Here is a 19,811-nt window from a genome sequence, read left to right as displayed (position 1 = left end):
AGCTCAATGAATTCTGAATTTATTTAATATCTTTCGATATTGAATTGACTGTGCCGAAGCAACTTATAAATAAGTTACTTCTGTTGGTCACTCAGTTTCAATTGAGACTCTAAATTTTTTGCCTTACTTAGCGAACTAAGCTCGGCTGTTAGAACTCAATCTGTACGAGTGCCCACACAGATGATTGCTTTATATTGTTAAAGAACGTTTCGGTTAAAGTTAAACTTTATCTCGCTAGGGCTGCGCATATTACGCTTTCCTATTTTTTTGTCAACACTTAATTCTTTAGTTTCTTTTAAAAGATTTTAAAGCTAAGTTTTACTCGACTTACTTACCGTTTGTTCAGCGCTTTTCATTGCTGCCTGCCGGGTCAGTGGATGCGCATTATAGGGATATTCTTGAGGCCGTCAACGCTTTATTTCAGTTTTATTAAATTAATTAACTATTTGCTCAAAAGGCATACAAACAAGGCGTTACAGCGTTATTTTCGCTTAAATTTTCAGCTATGAGAGCAACCAAGCTGCGCATACAGACCTGATCCATCTCATAGCTAAATAGCAATTATTAAACTGTTGCACTGTTATCTTTTTTAATTGGATTAAATGCGGCTATCGGATTGATTAATTTTCCTTCAAATTTAAGATTTTTTGCCGGATCTGCCAAATCTATCATTTGCTGATTATTACTTAACTGTAATCGGTTTAAACACGACAAGGTAAAATCAGCACTAAATAGATCGTACTTGATAAACTTATCTTTTAGTTCTGGGTGTGATTGTTTATAGCTAATTACACACTCTGCAACTTGTTGCCAAAAGTCTCGTTCTGAATAGTCGTTTTGCTGATCAAGGATATCAGCCACGAACCTAAAGAAACAATCAAACACATCTGTAAAAATTGACAGCACTTTTAATTCATCGGGCACATCCACAGTTAAGCGTTGAATATTATCCGCCAGTACTAAATCTTTATTAAGAATAGCTATCTCCTCGGCAATATCTTTCATTATTGCTTTGGCTGGAATGTTGTTCTCAAGTAACAGGATCAAGTTTTCACCATGAGGCATAAAGACTAAGTCATGGGAGTAGAAACAATGAAGGAGTGGATCTAAGTATGCTTTTAGATATTTAGCAATCCATATATGAGTACCTATCTTGGCTGATTTTATCAAAGCAGGTAATAACGCTTGTCCTTGATTATCTATATGCAGCAGCGACGCCATGGTCATTAAGCGCTGATTACTCTTTATCTTTGGCATTGGGCTTTCACGCCAAAGTGCAGAAAGCATTTTTCGATATGGACTGTATTGATCGGTTGCGGCTTCTAGAGCGTGATTATAATAACCAATTGCTGCAACCTCACGCAGAATTGTAAAACCGGATCCAGCTAAGTACGGATCCTGTGATACTACTTGTGCTACCCAATCGTTAATTGCGGGAGTTGCACTCATATAATAAGGCGATAAACCACGCATGAATCCCATATTCAAAATTGACAGTGCGGTCTTTACATAGCGTTTATGCGGATGTGTTTTATTGAAAAAAGTACGAATAGACTGCTGCGGCTGATATTCATCTTCACTGTATCCTAAGCAAACCAAATGCTGATCAGCAATATCGTTAGAGAATAACGACGCGAGTTTATTAAACCACTGCCAAGGATGAACTGGGAAAAAGAAGTAATCGTCACTATTTACTCCACGCGCTAATAGCTTTTGCTTAAATGACTCTATGGTGTGCGTCGATAGCTTTTGCTTAAATGACTCTATGGTGTGCGTCGATAGCTCTTGCGTTATGAGTGTTTGATAATCTAAATCATCGGTGGTCGAAAACACCACTCTATCTTTATGCGCACCTAGCCAAACCAGCTGTAAGTGCGCGCCAGTCTCTGGTGCGTATTGGCGATAATCATTGGTATCAAACCCTATTCGACCATTGTTTGCTATAAAGCAAGGATGACCTTCCGTCATCGCACTCTCTACCTGTTGAAAATCCGCAGTGGTGAGCTGCTCAGCAGTCAATGCTGGCAGCTGATGCTTATAAGCACTGCCATATAAAGTACTGGCTATTTCTTCTAAATAAGTAGGCAGCATAGCTTGGCTGATACCTAAACTATGTTGTAACTCACAAATAAAGGCGATTGAATCGAGCTCGGCTACTTGGTTATCTATTTGTTTTTCAATTGAGTCTGCTGCTATATGCCAGTGATTCAAATACCCCAGCTTGGCTTTAAAGCGATAAACAATGGTTTCTTTGTCTGTACTGAGCTCAAAATATTGCCAATCTGCATCTTCATTGGTCAATTGCGGTTTTATCAGCCGCTCATGAGCAAACTCACTCAAAGCTTTGCGAACATGTAACCTATTTACATGCCGCCATAGCTGTGGCGTTAAATGACTGACGGCTTGCTCTGGGCTCAGCGGAATGTGCTTCATAGTATTATCCTTATTTAATGCGTGATAAAAGTTATCACGCGTGCAAAATGCGAGATGTGCGGTTTTATGAGTTAACCTAACCGCAGATTGATAACGAAAGCCGGCTTTAGTATTCAAACAATGAATTTTGTTATTGCGAATATCGGGTTCAACAATAACGCGCTGATTTTTGTCATTAGCAAAAATGAAATTCATCACCAGTTGAAACACCGACCAAGTAAAGCCATGCACCTTGTTATTGCTTTGGGCAATCAGAATGTGCATGCCAATATCACCTGCTTTGACGGGGTAATGATTACCTATTTCATCTAATAGAGGGTCATATAACTCAACTAAAAAACACGCGCTATTGTTTGCGTAGCCGATATAAATATCACTATGTGCTAACAGGCTTAGATATTCTTGCTGTAACTGCTCAATGGTAAATTCCTGCATGCCCCAAAACTGCGCATGAGGCTGAGTAACCCACTGGTGAATTAACGCGAGATCTTGTGCTAGGCTAAATGGCCTTAAGCTAAGCTCTGCGATATTAGTAAACTGCTGGCAAAAAACAGCTGCTGTAATGGACATTATTGAGCCCTCGTGGTCGATGCCAGATTGGCGCAAGGAGTATGGCGTCGACTTTGCTTGCTCAGTAGCCATAAACAACAAGCAGATATAGCGAGCCCACCAGCGGCGACCCAAAAAGGTATTACTAAACCAGAGCTTTTAACCAGCAAACCCGCGCAGTAAGAAGCTAAAAGTACACCTAAGCTTTGGCAAAAACTGACTTTACTAAAATCTTCAGCGTACTTGTCTGGCGTACTCACTTGGTAAAGCAGCAGATCAAGACGCACAATAATAATGAATAGCGATAGACCGAACAGGCAACGTCCTGCGATCACTACTAAGTAAAGAGGGCTGGCTTGTAATGCAACGCCTGTAATGATCAACATAAAGACAACTAATAAGTTGATGGGGTTGCGATTTGTGTGCTGCCGCCAATGATTAAAGCACAGCGCAAGCAATGCCATAAAAGCAGGGATAGAAAACACAACACTCGCTAGGACGATACTGGAGGTGTCGCTAATACTTTGCCAATATGCCGCAAAAAAAGGCCGGATCAAAAAAGCACTAAAGTAAAAGCACAACATAACAATGCCAAGTTGATATACAGGCCAACGACTTGATGAAGTGATTGATGTTTTTGCTACTGGAGGCGACTGATTTTTACTAGGCGCTAATCTTATGAGATAGGCGCACATAAAAACCTGAGTAAAATCGCTTAGAGCCATTATTAAAAATGCGGCTTTGCCAGGAAGAGCCGATAACACAAAGCCACCAGCAAGTGCGCCAAGTATGGCGCCAAAGTGCACCACAACACTAAGCATTGCAATCGTCGCAACGTGATTTGTTTTCGCTTCCAAGCTCATTAAGTATGGATAAACCAGTAAATAGCTGGCTTTAAAAGCAAACATAGCCATGGAGGAAAACCAAAACCAATTTAAGTCGCTAGCAAAAAAGCTACTGACACTAAATACACCCGCAGCAATTTGGCTATAAACCAATAAAGGTAGCACATTAATGTATTTACTAATGAAGGCCCAAATAGGAAAACATACCATGACAACAAAGCAGCTGGCAGCAATGTAAGTGCCAACATAGGCAGGGTCACTTATATTAAATACCGCACTAAAGAAAGTAGGATAAAACGGCAATAACATTGAATCACTGAGCACTGCAAATACCGTTACCGCGATCAACAAAACTTTAAACTGCTTACTCATGCGCGAAACTGCTCTACTTCGTCGCTTAACTCATAATTGGGCGCAGCAAACTCCTGAAAAGCTATTTTACGTTCTATTGGATAATATTCATGTCCGGTGATCGCACGAATAATACAAGAGTTGCGATAACATGCCATGCCTAAATCAGGAGTCACAAAACCATGGGTGTGTTGCTCTGTATTTTGTACAAAAATACGTTGATGCTGCTTGTCTATTGAGTAATTACGAGCAACTTGATAAAGCCCCGCGTCGTCACTATCAATGCAATGACTGATCCCTGCTAAAAAGCTCGGTTGGTAAGACTGATAACCCGTTGCAAAAATAACGCTTTGGGTGTTTAGTGAATAACCTTGCTGCTGTTCAGTTTGCTCTAAGCTAAGTTCAAAACCCTGCTGGTGGCTCAGGTAGGTCATATCAATCAATGCCGAGTTTGTGTGCAAGCTTACTGGCAATTTAGCTGTTAGCCGTTTGCTATACAGCAAATCAAAAATATTGTTGATCAATTCGCTATTAATACCTTTATAGAGATTATGCTGACGACGATTTAACTGCTGGCGTTTTTGTTCTGGTAATTGATAAAAATAATCAACGTATTCTGGTGAGGTCATTTCTAACGTTAATTTAGTGTATTCGAGCGGGTAAAACCGTGAAGAACGAGTAAGCCAATTTAGTTGATAATTATGCTGATCAATCTCTTGTAATAAATCATAAAAAATCTCAGCGGCACTTTGCCCGCTACCAATAATGCTGATCGACTGTTTTTGCTGTAATTGACTTTTATTGGCTAAGTAGTTGCTAGAATGAATAACCCCCTCTTGCAACTTAAATGCTTGAGCACATTGAGGATGACGTGGCACCGGCCCGGTGCCTAACACTAAATGTTTAGCTAGATACACTTGTTCTGCTGTTTGTACTATATAAATATCTTCGTCTTGGCTGTACTCAACATGCTGAACCTCTGAATTAAAACGTATATTAGGCAGCTGCTTTGTTGCCCACTGGCAATACTGATTATATTCTTGGCGAAGTAAGAAAAAGTTTTCCCTAATATAAAAAGAATACAGTCGACCTTGCTGCTTTATATAGTTTAAAAAGCTATAAGGGCTAGTTGGGTCAGCAAGCGTTACCAAGTCAGACATAAAGGGGGTTTGTAAACTTACCTCAGGAAGCATCATGCCTGGATGCCAATTAAACTCAGCTTTTTTATCTAAAAAGAGACTGCTGACTCCTTCAAGTGGCGCAGTTAAACATGCAGACTTAAATTAAATGGCCCTAAACCAATACCAATAACATCATAAATGGACTTATCCATAGCTAACTTCCTCCAGTGCAAGACTTAAAGGAGCATGTTCGTTCGCTAAATCACTTGCTAAGTATTGATAACCATATTGCTTTATAAGCCTTACAACTTGCTGGATATCATTGATAGTGGTGGCACAGTTCAGTAAGGTGAACTTTAAATATTGTTTATCTGCTACCTTAGTTGCCGCGATCAACGCCTCACCTTGGCGAGATAACTGTTTACGAATATATTTATTTACGGCGTCCAATTCACTATCTGTAGCACCGCTATCGCCAACAAAACGAAATACCAGTGTACTTAACTGCGGCTGATGAATAATTTCAATATCTGCTTCAGAGGCTAATAACAAATAACCTTGTCGTGCTAAATGCATCACTTGTTCAAATGCTACACCTAAGTTTTGAGCTCCTACCGTACGCAGTGAAAACCACAACTTTAACGCATCAAAACGTCGTGTGGTTTGAATGCTCTTATTGCATAGATCTGGCGTTCCCGCTTGTTGCTGACTTAATGGGTTTAAATATTCGGCATGATAAGTAACAACTGATAGATGTTGCTTATCTTTTACAAAAAAAGCACTGCAGCTAACAGGCTGAAAAAATGACTTATGGTAATCAATAGTGACCGAATCTGCGCATTCAATACCCGCTAACTTGTGTTTATTATTGGGCGTTATTAATAAGCCCCCGCCATAAGCAGCATCAACATGAAGCCACGCACCACAGCGCTTAGCTATTTCAGCTATCTGCGTTAATGGATCGATACTACCAAAATCAGTTGTTCCAGCTGTTGCAACGATGGCCATAACGATATCGCCTTGTTGCTGACAGTGTTCGATTGCCTGATTTAAAGCGGTCATATCCATTCTAAAATATTCATCATACGGAACGCTTACAACAGCATCGTAACCAAGTCCTAAAATTGCGGCGGCTTTTTGAATACTAAAATGGCTAACTTTTGAGGTGAAAATTTTTAGTCGCCTAAAGTCGTGTGGTAAACCTTGCTGTTTATTAGTATGCCCTGCATATAAATGGCACTGAAAATCACGAGCTAACAACATCGCCATCAAATTAGATTGCGTACCACCACTGGTAAATACGCCATCAGCCTGCTCACCAAGCGCCAGTTTTGAGAGTGTCCAATCTACGATACTTTGTTCAATAAAAGTGGCACCACCACTTTGATCCCAGGTCTCTACAGCAGTATTAATCGAAGTAGCGAGCAATTCAGCAAGGATACTTTGATAAACAATCGGACAATTTAAATGCGCGAGATAGCGTGGATTATTAAAATAAACAGCATCTTTAAGATAAAGCTGAGCAACTTCTTCTAGTGCGTCCGGTATATCAAACAGCGGTTGATTAAGGTCAATACCAATAAATTTTTTAGCTAGCTCCTGCGGTAATATACCGCTAAATGGTTTTTGTTGTGTTGCGATTGTTTGCTCCAACAATTGCATAACCTGCTCAAGACCTATTTTAAAATTATCTATATTTTCCTTATTAAACATTGAATTAAGCATTGAACTTGCTTCATTAGTTGAAGCTTGCTGCTGTGAATCCGCCAGTAACACATTTAACTGAACCATGAGCACGATCACCTTTAATTGAAAACAATTGATAAATCTAAATGAGAATGTATACTAATCGCGTTTCCAATAAAGTGTCAATGGTTTAATTCTAGTAAAATTTAAGGAGTGATTGTGTTAAAAAAATCAATGTTTGGACTATCTGCAATATCATTATGTTTAATGAGTAACTATGGGTTTGCTGCAGAAAAGCCAGCCGCAGACGACATAGAAAGTATTGAAGTATATGGAAAAAGTTATCGTTCAACAGGGACCAAATCGAGTTTGACACCGATTGAATCGCCTATGAGTTTTGAGGTTTACGACAATAAATTACTAGAGTTACGCCAAGTAGATACCGTTAATGAAGCATTGCGCTATGTTTCTGGGATCACACCTGAAAATCGCAGTACAGTAACGATTTTTGACCAATATACGATTCGTGGTTTTGAAAGTTACCGTAATTTTTACGATGGTTTACCGCTGCAATACAACCTAGCTTATAACTTAGCTCCACAAGTAGATGCGTATGCAACACAAAGTGTAGAGATTTTAAAAGGCCCAGCATCGGTTTTATACGGATCGGCACCTCCAGGTGGCATGGTTAACCAAACAGCAAAAACGCCACAAGCATCCTCTGAGCACAATATTAGAGCCCGAATTGGTAGCAATAGCTTGGCTGAATTAGCTTTAGATAGCACAGGCGCTATTACCGACGGCGTTAATTATCGCTTTATTGCACTTGCCCGTAGCCGCGACGGCCAACAGCAAACAACCGAAGAAGAAAGAATCACCATTGCGCCCTCAGTAACTTTTGAGATAAGTGAGCAAACAAGCTTAAACCTTAACTTATATTATCAAGACGATCCTAAAATGGTGCCATCAACGCCATTACCCGCGAAAGGCACACTTTACGAAGCCAGTTACGGTAAGTTAGATGCTGATGCGTATGCTGGCGATGAAAACTGGGCTGAGTTTGCTCGTGAAGTCACTATGATCGGGTATAAATTAAATCATGAATTTTCAGATTCAATTTCGTTTTTGCAAAACTTTCGTTATACCAATGCCGATGCCACGCAACAAAATAGCTATGACTTCGGCTTAGCGGATGCAGATAAAATTTTAACTCGTACTGCCTATAAAACCATTGAAGACGCGGAAGGCTTCGTGGTTGATAACCAACTCGCGGTGCAATTTGGTTTAGCGAAGACTAATCATCAGCTATTATTTGGCTTTGAATATCAAACCCTTGATTCTACATTTGACTATGCCGATACTTTTGGTGCAAATACGCCAACACTTGATTTATCAAATCCAGATCACAGCCAGTTTAATGCAGCTACTACAGCCGCTTTAGATAGCTATCGTCAATTTAGCCGTTTAGAGCAATCTCAACGCGGTTTTTATCTTCAAGATGAGATAAAGCTCGATGCGCTGACAGTGATTGCTGGCCTTCGTTATGATAATTACTACAGTTTTACAGATGATACGAAAAGCGGTATATCTAGTAGTCAAGAAATCGATCAAAGCGATACCACTTTTCGTATGGCAGCAATTTATACCTTTGATAATAACATTGCTCCTTATGCCAGTTACTCAGAATCATTCGAGCCCACTTCGGGGGTAGATACCTTAACTGGCAAAGCATTTAAACCAACGACCGCAGAGCAAATTGAAGTCGGGATGAAATATCACAACAATGATGCAACAACTAAAGTAACCGCGGCCTTTTTTGATTTGCGCAAACAAGATGTGGTGGTTAACACTCCAGACTTTATGAAATACACACAAAATGGTGAAGTACAATCGAAGGGTTTTGAGATCAGTGTTTATCAGCAACTCACTGACACTCTTGATGTTACTGTAAATCTAACAGATATGGATGTTGAGGTAATAGATAATCCACAAAACCCGGCATTGGAAGGTAAAACACCAATTTGGGTAGCTGAGCAACAAGCCTCAATGTGGTTAAATTACTTCTTTAACGATGCACTGGAATTTAATGGCGGTGTACGTTATGTCGGTGAAAGTCAGTTAGATGCCTTAAATTCCGATACAGTACCGGGTTATACCTTGCTTGATGCTGCCGCTAGCTATCGTTTTAACGACAGCTATAAAATCGGTTTAGCCGTGAGTAACTTAACAGACAAACGTTATGTGGGTGCTTGTTTTGATATAAATGGCTGTTGGATGGGCGCTGAGCGCAGTGTTGAGCTTAGTTTAAACGCCTCATTTTAAGTATCTAAACTCGTTATGAACGCTGAACAACTCGCCCTTAGTAAGCTGTTAAATCTTGCTAAGGGCTACCACAGTGCTTTAAAAGTACCAGAACAATCAACAGATTGGCTCGATATACAATCGAGTTCATTGCTGGTTGCAAGGTTACACCAGTATTGGCAGCAGCAATACCCCGCTGCTGGGCGCAGTTATTGGGCAATCAAAAGCTGGGGAATGCTGTATTGGCAACCTGTCTATTTAGCGCTTATCAGCGTTCATGAACTTAATATGAGCTTTTCTTTGCAAAACTTTAAGCAACACTATCAGCAAGGTGTTATTGCAGGGCTGCAACTATCCACTATAAAAGCGCAGTACCATCAAAACCAGCAACAGGCAGTAACGGATATGGCTGCCCACTTGAAACGCTATGTTGTTAAGTTACTCACAGATTTAAACCTCGTTGCAAGGCTTAATGAGCGTTTGGCGATGTCCTTATTAGCTGACACGCTATTAGCAATACTACTACTTCATGCAAAGCGAAAGCCGCAGTTTAATATTCATGTAATGGCAGCGCACTGGTTGCATGCTCTCGATATCTCAGAGGCGGGGGAGTTTATTATGCTTACAGCTTGCTCAGACTCATTAGCATTAACGCGAAAAACATGTTGTTTGCATTACCAAATAGGTAATGTTGCAAAGTGCGCTAATTGCCCAAAACAACCTCAGCAAATTAAAGTTCAACGGATGCAACAGGAGTTAATAGCAGTATGTTACAGCTAAATAAAAAGCAAAAAGCGAGTATAAACTCGCTTTTCTAGCTAAGGTAAACACTACTGCGCTTACTTTTTAACTGGGCGTTTCCAACCGGTTAAGTTGCGCTGTTTTGAACGTGCGATTGCTAGCTGTTCATCTTCAACGGTGCTAGTGATCACAGAACCTGCACCAACAGTTGCTGTTGCGCCAATGTTTACCGGTGCAACAAGCGATGAGTTAGAGCCAATAAAGGCATTATCACCAATAATGGTTTTGGCTTTATTTACGCCATCGTAGTTACAGGTAATAGTACCGGCACCAATATTTACTTTTTCGCCAATTTCAGCATCGCCTAAGTAAGAAAGATGATTTGCTTTAGAGCCTTTGCCTAAACGGGTTTTTTTCATCTCAACAAAGTTACCAATATGCGAGTCTTCTTCCATAATCGCACCTGGGCGCAGACGTGCATAAGGCCCCAAAGTACACTTGTCGGCTACGCTTGCATCATCAATTAAGGTATTAGCTTTAATAATTACGTTATCGCCAATCGTACAATTTTTAAGTACGCAGTTAGGGCCAATTTCAACGTTATTACCAAGAGTAACTTTACCTTCAAAAATAACGTTTACGTCAATTAATACATCTTCACCCGTTGTCACTTCGCCGCGTACATCAATGCGAGCAGGGTCGGCAAGCGTTGCACCATTAAGCATTAACTGTTCGGCTTGCCACGACTGATATGCGCGTTCAAGGCCTGCAAGTTGTACGCGGTTATTTGCACCTTCAACTTCCATTGGATGATCTGGTTGTGCTGAGCTTATCTCTACACCTTCACTGTGCGCCATTGCGACTATATCTGTGAGGTAGTATTCACCTTGCGCGTTTTCGTTAGATAAGTTGCCTAACCAGCTTTTCAGCAGTTTACCGTTTACAGCCATAATGCCAGTGTTTACTTCGTTAATAAGTAATTGCTCTGCGCTTGCATCTTTTTGCTCAACAATACCCACTAGCTTGCCATCAACACGTAACATACGGCCATAACCATTAGGGTTAGCTAAATTAACAGTAAGCACGGCTAAGCCGTTTTTAGGTGTGGCAGCGAGTAAACGCTCAAGGGTTGATTGCTTTGTCAGTGGTACGTCACCGTATAAAACCAATACAGTGTCTTCATCATTAATATGTGGGTTTGCTTGTGCCACTGCATGGCCAGTACCAAGCTGCTCAGCTTGAAGTACCCAGTTTACATCGTTGTCAGCAAGTTGTTGTTGTAATAATTCGCCGCCATGACCAAAAACTAAGTTAGTAGATGTCGCACCGAGTGCTTTAGCATTATCGATAACGTGTTGCACCATAGGTTTACCGGCAACTTTGTGCAGCACCTTAGGTAGAGCAGAACGCATACGAGTACCTTTACCCGCAGCAAGAATTACAGTAGTAAGTGACATTAAAACAATTTCCTTCTTTCTTTGTTTTATTGAAATAAATAAGCGCGTGTAAATTCAAAAAGGTTACGTAAGTCACATCATGTGCACTTACTCAATGGCAATCTAACAGTAGCCACTGAATCTAAGCTGAAATCACAACTTGCTTTGTATTAGTTATATTGTAACGGGGATCGATGAAGGATATAAGTAAAAATAATGATAAAGAGCTGTAAAAGTAGAGTTTAGAAAAATGATAGCGTTCTAATAAAATAACAATGCAGTATATTTCAAGCACAAAAAAGCCCACATAAAGTGGGCTTTTTGAAAACCAGATAGGCTTACTTTTTACGTAATTGCTGAATAACGCGTAGCTGTGCAATTGCTTCTGCAAGTTGTACTGCTGCTTGTTGATAATCTAATTCAGCGGCTGAAGAATTCGCCATTTGCGCTTCAGCTTCACGTTTAGCTGCTTCTGTTGCTTGTTCGTCAAGGTCTTCACCACGAACCGCTACATCAGCCAAAATAGTCACTATGTTCGGTTGCACTTCTAGAGTACCACCAGCAACATACATTACTTCTTCGTGACCAAATTGCTTTACTAAACGTACCATACCAGGTTTAAGGGCAGTCAATAGTGGCGCATGTCCTGGGTTTACACCTAGTTCACCTTCACTACCGCTTACTTGAATCGATTCAACCAGACCAGAGAATAACTTCCGCTCTGCGCTTACTACGTCAAGATGTACAGTCATAGCTGCCATACTACCCTCCTAATTACATGTTTTTGGCTTTTTCTTGAGCTTCTTCGATAGAGCCAACCATGTAGAACGCTTGCTCTGGCATATCATCAAATTCACCGTTTAAGATGCCTTTGAAGCCAGCAATTGTGTCTTTAAGTGACACGTATTTACCCGGTGATCCTGTGAAAACCTCTGCCACGAAGAATGGCTGAGATAGGAAACGTTGGATTTTACGTGCACGAGATACAAGTTGCTTATCTTCGTCAGAAAGCTCGTCCATACCTAGGATTGCAATGATGTCTTTAAGTTCTTTATAACGCTGAAGAACTGTCTGAACGCCACGTGCTGTATCGTAGTGCTCTTGACCAATTACTAATGGATCAAGTTGACGTGAAGATGAATCAAGTGGGTCTACCGCTGGGTAGATACCAAGTGACGCGATATCACGCGAAAGTACTACTGTTGCATCTAAGTGAGCAAACGTTGTTGCTGGAGATGGATCCGTTAAATCATCCGCAGGTACGTATACCGCTTGGATTGAAGTGATTGAACCCGTCTTAGTAGATGCGATACGCTCTTGCAGTACACCCATTTCTTCAGCAAGTGTAGGCTGGTAACCTACCGCTGATGGCATACGACCAAGAAGTGCAGATACTTCAGTACCAGCAAGTGTGTAACGGTAGATGTTATCTACGAAGAAAAGTACGTCGCGACCTTCGTCACGGAACTTTTCAGCCATAGTAAGACCTGTTAACGCTACGCGTAAACGGTTACCTGGAGGCTCATTCATCTGACCGTATACAAGCGATACTTTATCAAGTACGTTTGAATCGTTCATTTCATGGTAGAAATCGTTACCCTCACGAGTACGCTCACCAACACCGGCGAATACTGAGTAGCCGCTGTGCTCGATTGCGATGTTACGAATAAGTTCCATCATGTTTACGGTTTTACCAACACCGGCACCACCGAATAAACCAACTTTACCACCTTTAGCGAATGGACATACAAGGTCGATTACCTTGATACCAGTTTCTAAAAGTTCTACTGAACTTGATTGCTCTTCGTATGAAGGCGCTGCACGGTGAATAGACATACGGTCTTCTTCGCCGATTGGACCAGCTTCATCGATTGGCTCACCAAGTACGTTCATGATACGACCAAGCGTTGCTTTACCAACTGGAACTTGAATCGCTTCACCTGTGTTTGATACTAATGCACCACGGCGTAAACCGTCAGTAGTACCTAGTGCGATAGTACGTACCACACCGCCACCTAGCTGTTGTTGAACTTCTAGAGTCAAACCAGCTAAATCGCCATCTGTTATTTTTAACGCGTCATATACGGCTGGCACGCTGTCTTGTGAAAATTCAATATCCACAACGGCGCCGATAATTTGGACGACCTTACCTAAACTCATGTCTATTCCTCTCGTTAATCTTTGCCCGAAGCATTAAACTGCTGCTGAACCAGAACAAATCTCACTAATTTCTTGTGTGATTGCCGCTTGGCGAGCCTTGTTATAAACAAGCTGTAACTCATCCATAAGGTCGCCTGCGTTATCAGTTGCAGCTTTCATTGCAACCATACGGGCGGCCTGTTCAGAGGCAGCATTTTCAACTACACCTTGGTATACTTGAGATTCCACAAAACGAACCATTAATGTATCCAAAATTGCTTTTGGATCTGGTTCGTAAATGTAATCCCAACGGTGTGCAAGTTCTTTGCTTTCGTCTTTTGGCAAAGGCAACAACTGATCGATTGTTGGCTCTTGCTTCATGGTATTTACAAACTTGTTGTAAACCACATACAAGCGGTCTAATTTGCCTTCATTGAATGCTTCTAGCATTACTTTTACCGGACCAATTACGTCGGTAATAGAAGGCGCATCGCCTAACCCTGATTTTTTGGCAAGTACTGTTCCACCAAAACGGTTAAAGAAAGTGCCGGCTTTTGAGCCCATAACTGCGAAATCTGCAGAAACACCTTTTTCTTTCCACGCTTTGATATCTAAAGATACTTTCTTAAACTCATTAGAGTTTAAGCCACCACATAAACCACGGTCGGTAGAAATGACGATATAACCAACGCGCTTGACCTCACGCTCTTCCATATATGGATGGCGATATTCAAGGTTAGCATTAGCAACATGACCGATCACTTTGCGTAAATTTTCAGCGTACGGACGGCTTGAAGCCACTCGTTCCTGTGCCTTTTTCATTTTAGACGCAGCAACCATTTCCATAGCGCTAGTGATCTTTTGAGTATTTTTAATACTACCGATCTTGCTTTTAATCTCTTTTCCGCTGGCCATGACTCTTTCTCCGAATCAAGGTGTGCTTTAGCGAACTAAAGCGCACCATTTATAACTAAATTACCAAGTTTGCGTAGATTTAAACTTCTCTAGAAGTTCTTTAAGCTGCGCTTCGATCTCGGCATTGTAGTTACCAGTTTCATTGATTTGAGCCATAAGCTCTGCGTATGTGCTGTTTGCATAAGAAAGTAACCCAGCTTCGAAATCCATGATTTTAACGATTTCGATATCTTGAAGGTAACCTTTCTCTGCTGCAAATAACGACAAAGACATTTCAGCAACAGACATTGGCGCGTACTGTTTCTGCTTCATTAGCTCTGTTACACGCTCACCATGCTCAAGTTGAGCACGAGTTGCATCATCAAGGTCAGACGCGAACTGCGAGAACGCAGCTAATTCACGGTACTGAGCTAGGGCTAGACGAATACCGCCACCTAGTTTCTTAACGATTTTAGTTTGTGCAGCACCACCAACACGCGATACCGAGATACCAGCATTTACTGCCGGACGGATACCGGAGTTGAATAAGTCAGTTTCTAAGAAGATCTGACCATCGGTGATAGAGATAACGTTAGTCGGTACGAACGCAGAAACGTCGCCGCCTTGAGTTTCAATGATTGGCAATGCCGTCAATGAACCTGTTTTACCTTTCACTTCACCATTGGTGAACTTTTCAACGTACTCAGCGTTTACACGCGATGCACGCTCAAGAAGACGAGAGTGAAGATAGAATACGTCACCTGGGTATGCTTCACGACCTGGTGGACGCTTAAGTAGCAATGAGATTTGACGGTAAGCAACTGCTTGCTTAGATAAATCATCATATACGATTAATGCGTTTTCACCACGGTCACGGAAGTATTCACCCATAGTACAGCCCGCGAACGGTGCTAAGTACTGAAGTGCCGCAGACTCAGAAGCAGATGCAACAACTACGATAGTATTTGCTAATGCACCGTGCTCTTCTAATTTACGTACTACGTTAGCAATAGTAGATGCTTTTTGACCAATCGCTACGTACACACACTTAACGCCTGTGTCTTTTTGATTGATGATTGCATCGATTGCTAGTGCAGTTTTACCTGTTTGGCGGTCACCGATCACAAGTTCACGTTGACCACGACCCACTGGGATCATCGCATCGATAGATTTATAACCAGTTTGTACTGGCTCATCTACTGATTTACGTTCGATTACACCCGGTGCAATTTTTTCTACAGGTTCAAAACCGTCGTTATCTAAAGCGCCTTTACCGTCGATAGGTGCACCTAGTGTGTTTACAACACGACCAAGTAAACCAGCACCAACAGGAACTTCTAAGATACGACCAGTTGTGTATACTTTTACGCCTTCTGTAAGGTCAGCGTATGGACCCATTACTACTGCACCAATTGAGTCACGCTCAAGGTTTAGTGCGATAGCATAACGGTTGCCTGGAAGCTCAATCATTTCACCTTGCATACAGTCAGCAAGACCGTGAATGCGAATGATACCGTCAGTAACAGATACAATTGTACCTTCGTTACGAGCTTCACTTACAACTTCGAACTTCTCAATACGTTGTTTGATCAGATCAGAAATTTCAGTGGAATTAAGTTGCATGCTCTTCTTCCCAATTACGATTGTAGTGTAGTGGCTAAACGGTTTAATTTACCGCGAACAGTGCCGTCGATTACTGTGTCTCCAGCCTTAATCATAAGGCCACCAACAAGTGATTCGTCAACACTACAATTCAGCTTAACTTTGCGTGCGAAACGTTTTTCAAGTGCCGCTACCAGTGTTTCTTGCTGCGTTGCAGCAAGGGTTGTTGCAGAGGTGATGTCAACATCAATCTCTTTATCGTAATCTGCTTTAAAAGCAGAGAACAATTGTGCAACAGCTGGTAGGGCGGTCAAACGTCCATTTTCAGCCATCACCTTTACAAGGTTCTGACCGTATTCGTTGAGTTGCTCTGCACAAACAGAAATAACAATTTCTGATTGCTTATCAGCAGAGGCGCTTCCAGTTAGGAATTGAGCGACTTGTTCATTTTTCGCCACTTCTGAAGCAAAAAACAACATATCATTCCAACTCTCAACTACGCCTTTTTCAACGGCAAATTCAAAGGCCGCTTTAGCGTATGGGCGAGCGATTGTAGTCAATTCAGACATGCTCAGACCCTCCTATTAAAGCTCAGCTACAAGTTTTTCAACAATGTCGCTGTGCGCGGCTTCATTGATTTCGCGCTCTAGAATCTTCTGTGCGCCGATAACCGCTAAAGTAGCAACTTGCTTACGCAGTTCTTCTTTAACACGGTTACGCTCGGCTTCAATTTCAGAATGACCTTGAGCAATGATGTTTTCGCGCTCGTCGTGACCACGAGATGTCTCTTCGTCTACGATTTGCGTTGCACGCTTCTTAGCTTGCTCGATGATTTCAGCAGCTTGTGATTTAGCTTCTTTAAGTTCTGCAGTTGCTTTTTTACGAGCAAGTTCAAGATCTTTTTCAGCTTTATCAGAGGCCGCTAAACCATCTTCAATTTTTTTCTGGCGAGCTTCAATAGCACCGTTAAGTGGTGGCCACACAAACTTCATGCAGAACCAAACAAAAACGATAAATGCTATTAATTCGCCGAGTAGAGTAAGGTTTAAACTCACAACCACTCCTCCTTAGTCAATAGTTGATCGCGGATAAAGTATTTTTTCAATATTAAAGTGCGAACAACATGTATAGACCAATACCTACACCGATCATCGCGATAGCATCGATAAGACCCGCTACGATGAACATTTTAACTTGTAGTTGTGGTGCAAGCTCAGGTTGACGAGCAGCAGACTCAAGGAATTTACCACCTAAGTTACCAAAACCGATAGCAGTACCTAAAGCACCAAAACCGATAAGTAACGCTACAGCGATATATTTAAGACCTAGTACGATTTCCATTGTTTTCTCCGATTAATTTTCAAAGTTTAAAGTTTAAGTAAAAAAATCTTTATTGAACTGACGTCTGATTAATGATCAGTTGACGCCATGCTCAGGTATACAATTGTTAGCATCATGAAGATGAATGCTTGCAATACGATTACGAGAATGTGGAACACAGCCCATACGAAGTGCAGTGGTAATTGGAATAAGCCAATCGCTGCAATCAGAATGAAGATCAATTCACCTGCGTATAAGTTACCAAATAAACGTAGTGCCAATGAGATTGGCTTAGCAAACAAGGTTACTAGCTCTAGTAACAAGTTTACTGGAATAAATAGTGCTTGAACCACTGGGTTCTTAACGTTAAACGGTTGTAATGTAAGTTCTTTAACAAAACCCATAACGCCTTTAACGCGAATCGAATAAAAGATGATAAGTGCGAATACACCTAAACCCATTGCTAACGTTAAGTTAAGGTCGGTTGTAGGTACCACTTTCATATAAGTATGCGATTGACCGCTTGAAATAACATCCCAAGACTCACCACTAATCAATGCCGCAGCAGTTGGTAGGAAGTCAACAGGTATTAAATCCATTAAGTTCATCAAGAATACCCAGACAAAAATTGTCAGAGCAAGAGGGGCAATTAGTTTACTTTTACCGTGAAAGGTATCTTTCACGTTAGAGTCAACGAATTCTACGACCATCTCGATAAAGCACTGAAATTTACCAGGAACACCAAGCGTTGCTTTATTCGCAGCGCGCTTGAAGATCCATAGAAAGATCAATCCTAAACCGATAGACCATGCGAGGGTATCGACATTAAGTACCATCCACCAATTGTTAGGGTCGTCGGATAGACGCACCTGACCGTTGGTTAGGTGGTGCTTGATGTAACCCGTTAGAGTTAGCTCTTCACCTGCAGCCATGTTATATCCCAAAAGTTAATGATTAAAAAAAACTGGCGCGAACAATCCAACGAACATCACTAATATAAAACTACAAAAAAATGGCAAAAAGATTACCGGATACAGTTTAAATATCAGCGCAAACAAAAAGATTGTTAGCAAAAATTTTAATCCGTTGCCGCGTTTAAACGAGGCAAACACTTGTTTTGCTTTACTAGCACCCATATAACGGAATGCATAGATAACAAATACAAAATTAGGGAGCACCGCTACAGTGCCTCCAGCGATAGCTGAAAGGCCGGCATCTACTCCCCAACCAACAAAAATGATTACAGCAGCAACTAATGCTACAACACCCTGAAGACATATTAATTTTAATGCGGCAAGCCGATATGGCCTCGCTAACTTATTTGTCACGTTTAGTTAACCTTAGTGGCAATCTAATTGTCAGGGCATGAAAACTGGCGAAATTATACTGATTCCTACCAGTTTTGCAACTTGAGTCGGTGTATTGTGGTGCAAATTTGCGACGAATGTCTCTTTTTGGACATGATATTTATTAATGCTCGGAATTCTCTGCATTTATACGGCTTAAAATTCCATCTAACTCTTCTAAGTTAGTATACGAAATAACTAAGTTTCCTTTGCCTTTTTTGTTGTAGTTAATTTCAACTTTAGCACCCAAGTTTTCGGCTAATTGTTGTTCTAACTGTTTGACATCTGGATCTTTTTCGAAAGTTTCTTTTTTAGGGGCAGGTTCAATAATTGAACGAACTAATTTTTCTGTTTCGCGTACAGTTAAAGCCTTTGCTACAGCCAGTCGAGCAGCATCAGATTGTGCTTCACCTTCAAGGGCTAATAAACAACGCGCATGCCCCATTTCAATATCGCCATGTTCCAACAATATTTTAACATCATCATTAAGATTATTTAGTCGTAATAAATTAGTTACCGTCGTGCGTGATTTGCCTACGGCATCTGCCACTTGTTGGTGAGTTAATTCAAACTCAGTTAACAAACGGTGCAATGCAACCGCTTCTTCCATGGCATTTAGATCTTCGCGTTGAATATTTTCAATCAATGCGATGGCCACCGCAGCTTCATCAGGCACATCTTTAATGATACATGGTACTACGTCTAGCTTAGCTATTTGTGCAGCACGCCAGCGACGTTCACCAGCAATTATCTCATAACTGTTTTCTGCTACTGGACGAACTACAATTGGCTGAATAATCCCTTGCGATCGAATTGAGCTTGCTAGCTCTTCAAGCGCTTCTTCGGACATGTCTTTACGTGGCTGATATTTACCTGAGTGTAAAAACTCAATCGGTAGCTTTTGCAGTTCACTACTGGTTGGCTGAACAATTACATCCTGCTCACTCACGTTGGGTTGTTCAGTGCGGGCACTCGGTGCTGGTTTTGACGAGCTTAATAAAGCATCGAGTCCTCGGCCTAAACCGCGTTTTTTAGCAGACATGTTCT

16 protein-coding genes and 1 pseudogene are annotated in these 19,811 nt (G+C 41.2%); 2 read left to right on the top strand and 15 right to left on the bottom strand.

Annotated features, from left to right (window positions below; all coding sequences use genetic code 11):
* Positions 1–564: 564 nt before the first annotated feature.
* The 4 genes and pseudogenes from H5163_RS13975 to H5163_RS13960 all read right to left on the bottom strand — a co-directional run bounded on the left by H5163_RS13975 (position 565) and on the right by H5163_RS13960 (position 7,090).
* Positions 565–3,003 carry a GNAT family N-acetyltransferase gene (locus tag H5163_RS13975; RefSeq protein WP_182735391.1) on the bottom strand — a complete coding sequence of 813 codons (2,439 nt, stop codon included), beginning with the start codon at positions 3,001–3,003 and terminating at the stop codon, positions 565–567.
* On the bottom strand, positions 3,003–4,199 hold the full coding sequence (locus H5163_RS13970; RefSeq protein ID WP_182735390.1) for an MFS transporter: 1,197 nt from the start codon (positions 4,197–4,199) through the stop codon (positions 3,003–3,005). The genes H5163_RS13975 and H5163_RS13970 overlap by 1 nt, the downstream gene beginning before the upstream one ends.
* Positions 4,196–5,392 (bottom strand): annotated as a pseudogene (locus H5163_RS13965) (lysine N(6)-hydroxylase/L-ornithine N(5)-oxygenase family protein); the annotation flags it as partial. The pseudogene H5163_RS13965 and the gene H5163_RS13970, both read right to left, overlap by 4 nt.
* Before the next feature lie 111 nt (positions 5,393–5,503).
* Positions 5,504–7,090: an aspartate aminotransferase family protein gene (locus H5163_RS13960; protein ID WP_259399822.1), complete on the bottom strand. Its 1,587-nt coding sequence runs from the start codon at positions 7,088–7,090 to the stop codon at positions 5,504–5,506.
* Between the two features lie 129 nt (positions 7,091–7,219).
* Between H5163_RS13960 and H5163_RS13955 the strand changes: the two genes are divergently transcribed.
* On the top strand, positions 7,220–9,307 hold the full coding sequence (locus H5163_RS13955; RefSeq protein ID WP_182735393.1) for a TonB-dependent siderophore receptor: 2,088 nt from the start codon (positions 7,220–7,222) through the stop codon (positions 9,305–9,307).
* Between the two features lie 15 nt (positions 9,308–9,322).
* Positions 9,323–10,066: a siderophore ferric iron reductase gene (locus H5163_RS13950; RefSeq protein ID WP_145241675.1), complete on the top strand. Its 744-nt coding sequence runs from the start codon at positions 9,323–9,325 to the stop codon at positions 10,064–10,066.
* 59 nt (positions 10,067–10,125) lie between these two features.
* Here H5163_RS13950 and glmU read toward each other — a convergent pair whose 3' ends face one another.
* The 11 genes from glmU to H5163_RS13895 all read right to left on the bottom strand — a co-directional run bounded on the left by glmU (position 10,126) and on the right by H5163_RS13895 (position 19,806).
* Entirely contained in the window at positions 10,126–11,484 is a 1,359-nt protein-coding gene (glmU, locus tag H5163_RS13945) for a bifunctional UDP-N-acetylglucosamine diphosphorylase/glucosamine-1-phosphate N-acetyltransferase GlmU (RefSeq protein ID WP_145241677.1), read from the bottom strand.
* Between the two features lie 317 nt (positions 11,485–11,801).
* The gene (locus H5163_RS13940; protein ID WP_145241679.1) at positions 11,802–12,224 is read right to left on the bottom strand and encodes a F0F1 ATP synthase subunit epsilon; all 423 of its coding nucleotides are present in this window, start codon (positions 12,222–12,224) and stop codon (positions 11,802–11,804) included.
* 13 nt (positions 12,225–12,237) lie between these two features.
* Complete coding sequence (atpD, locus tag H5163_RS13935; RefSeq protein ID WP_145241681.1) at positions 12,238–13,623, bottom strand: F0F1 ATP synthase subunit beta; 1,386 nt, start codon at positions 13,621–13,623, stop codon at positions 12,238–12,240.
* 33 nt (positions 13,624–13,656) lie between these two features.
* Entirely contained in the window at positions 13,657–14,517 is an 861-nt protein-coding gene (gene atpG, locus H5163_RS13930) for a F0F1 ATP synthase subunit gamma (protein ID WP_145241683.1), read from the bottom strand.
* A 60-nt stretch (positions 14,518–14,577) separates the two neighbouring features.
* Complete coding sequence (gene atpA, locus H5163_RS13925) at positions 14,578–16,119, bottom strand: F0F1 ATP synthase subunit alpha (RefSeq protein ID WP_145241685.1); 1,542 nt, start codon at positions 16,117–16,119, stop codon at positions 14,578–14,580.
* Positions 16,120–16,133: 14 nt separating this feature from the next.
* The gene (atpH, locus tag H5163_RS13920; RefSeq protein WP_145241687.1) at positions 16,134–16,667 is read right to left on the bottom strand and encodes a F0F1 ATP synthase subunit delta; all 534 of its coding nucleotides are present in this window, start codon (positions 16,665–16,667) and stop codon (positions 16,134–16,136) included.
* 15 nt (positions 16,668–16,682) lie between these two features.
* Entirely contained in the window at positions 16,683–17,153 is a 471-nt protein-coding gene (gene atpF, locus H5163_RS13915; protein WP_145241689.1) for a F0F1 ATP synthase subunit B, read from the bottom strand.
* A gap of 52 nt (positions 17,154–17,205) precedes the next feature.
* On the bottom strand, positions 17,206–17,439 hold the full coding sequence (atpE, locus tag H5163_RS13910; RefSeq protein WP_009838908.1) for a F0F1 ATP synthase subunit C: 234 nt from the start codon (positions 17,437–17,439) through the stop codon (positions 17,206–17,208).
* A gap of 68 nt (positions 17,440–17,507) precedes the next feature.
* Positions 17,508–18,350, bottom strand: coding sequence for a F0F1 ATP synthase subunit A (gene atpB / locus H5163_RS13905; protein WP_145241691.1), 843 nt, complete (start codon positions 18,348–18,350; stop codon positions 17,508–17,510).
* Between the two features lie 15 nt (positions 18,351–18,365).
* Entirely contained in the window at positions 18,366–18,746 is a 381-nt protein-coding gene (locus H5163_RS13900) for an ATP synthase subunit I (RefSeq protein ID WP_145241693.1), read from the bottom strand.
* A 142-nt stretch (positions 18,747–18,888) separates the two neighbouring features.
* On the bottom strand, positions 18,889–19,806 hold the full coding sequence (locus H5163_RS13895) for a ParB/RepB/Spo0J family partition protein (protein ID WP_145241695.1): 918 nt from the start codon (positions 19,804–19,806) through the stop codon (positions 18,889–18,891).
* Between the last annotated feature and the right edge of the window lie 5 nt (positions 19,807–19,811).

Origin of the sequence: Pseudoalteromonas sp. SG44-8 (assembly GCF_014164125.1) — a bacterium.
Taxonomy (GTDB): domain Bacteria; phylum Pseudomonadota; class Gammaproteobacteria; order Enterobacterales; family Alteromonadaceae; genus Pseudoalteromonas; species Pseudoalteromonas rhizosphaerae.
Note: the sequence above shows the minus strand (reverse complement) of the source record. Positions and strands in the feature narration are given on the sequence as shown.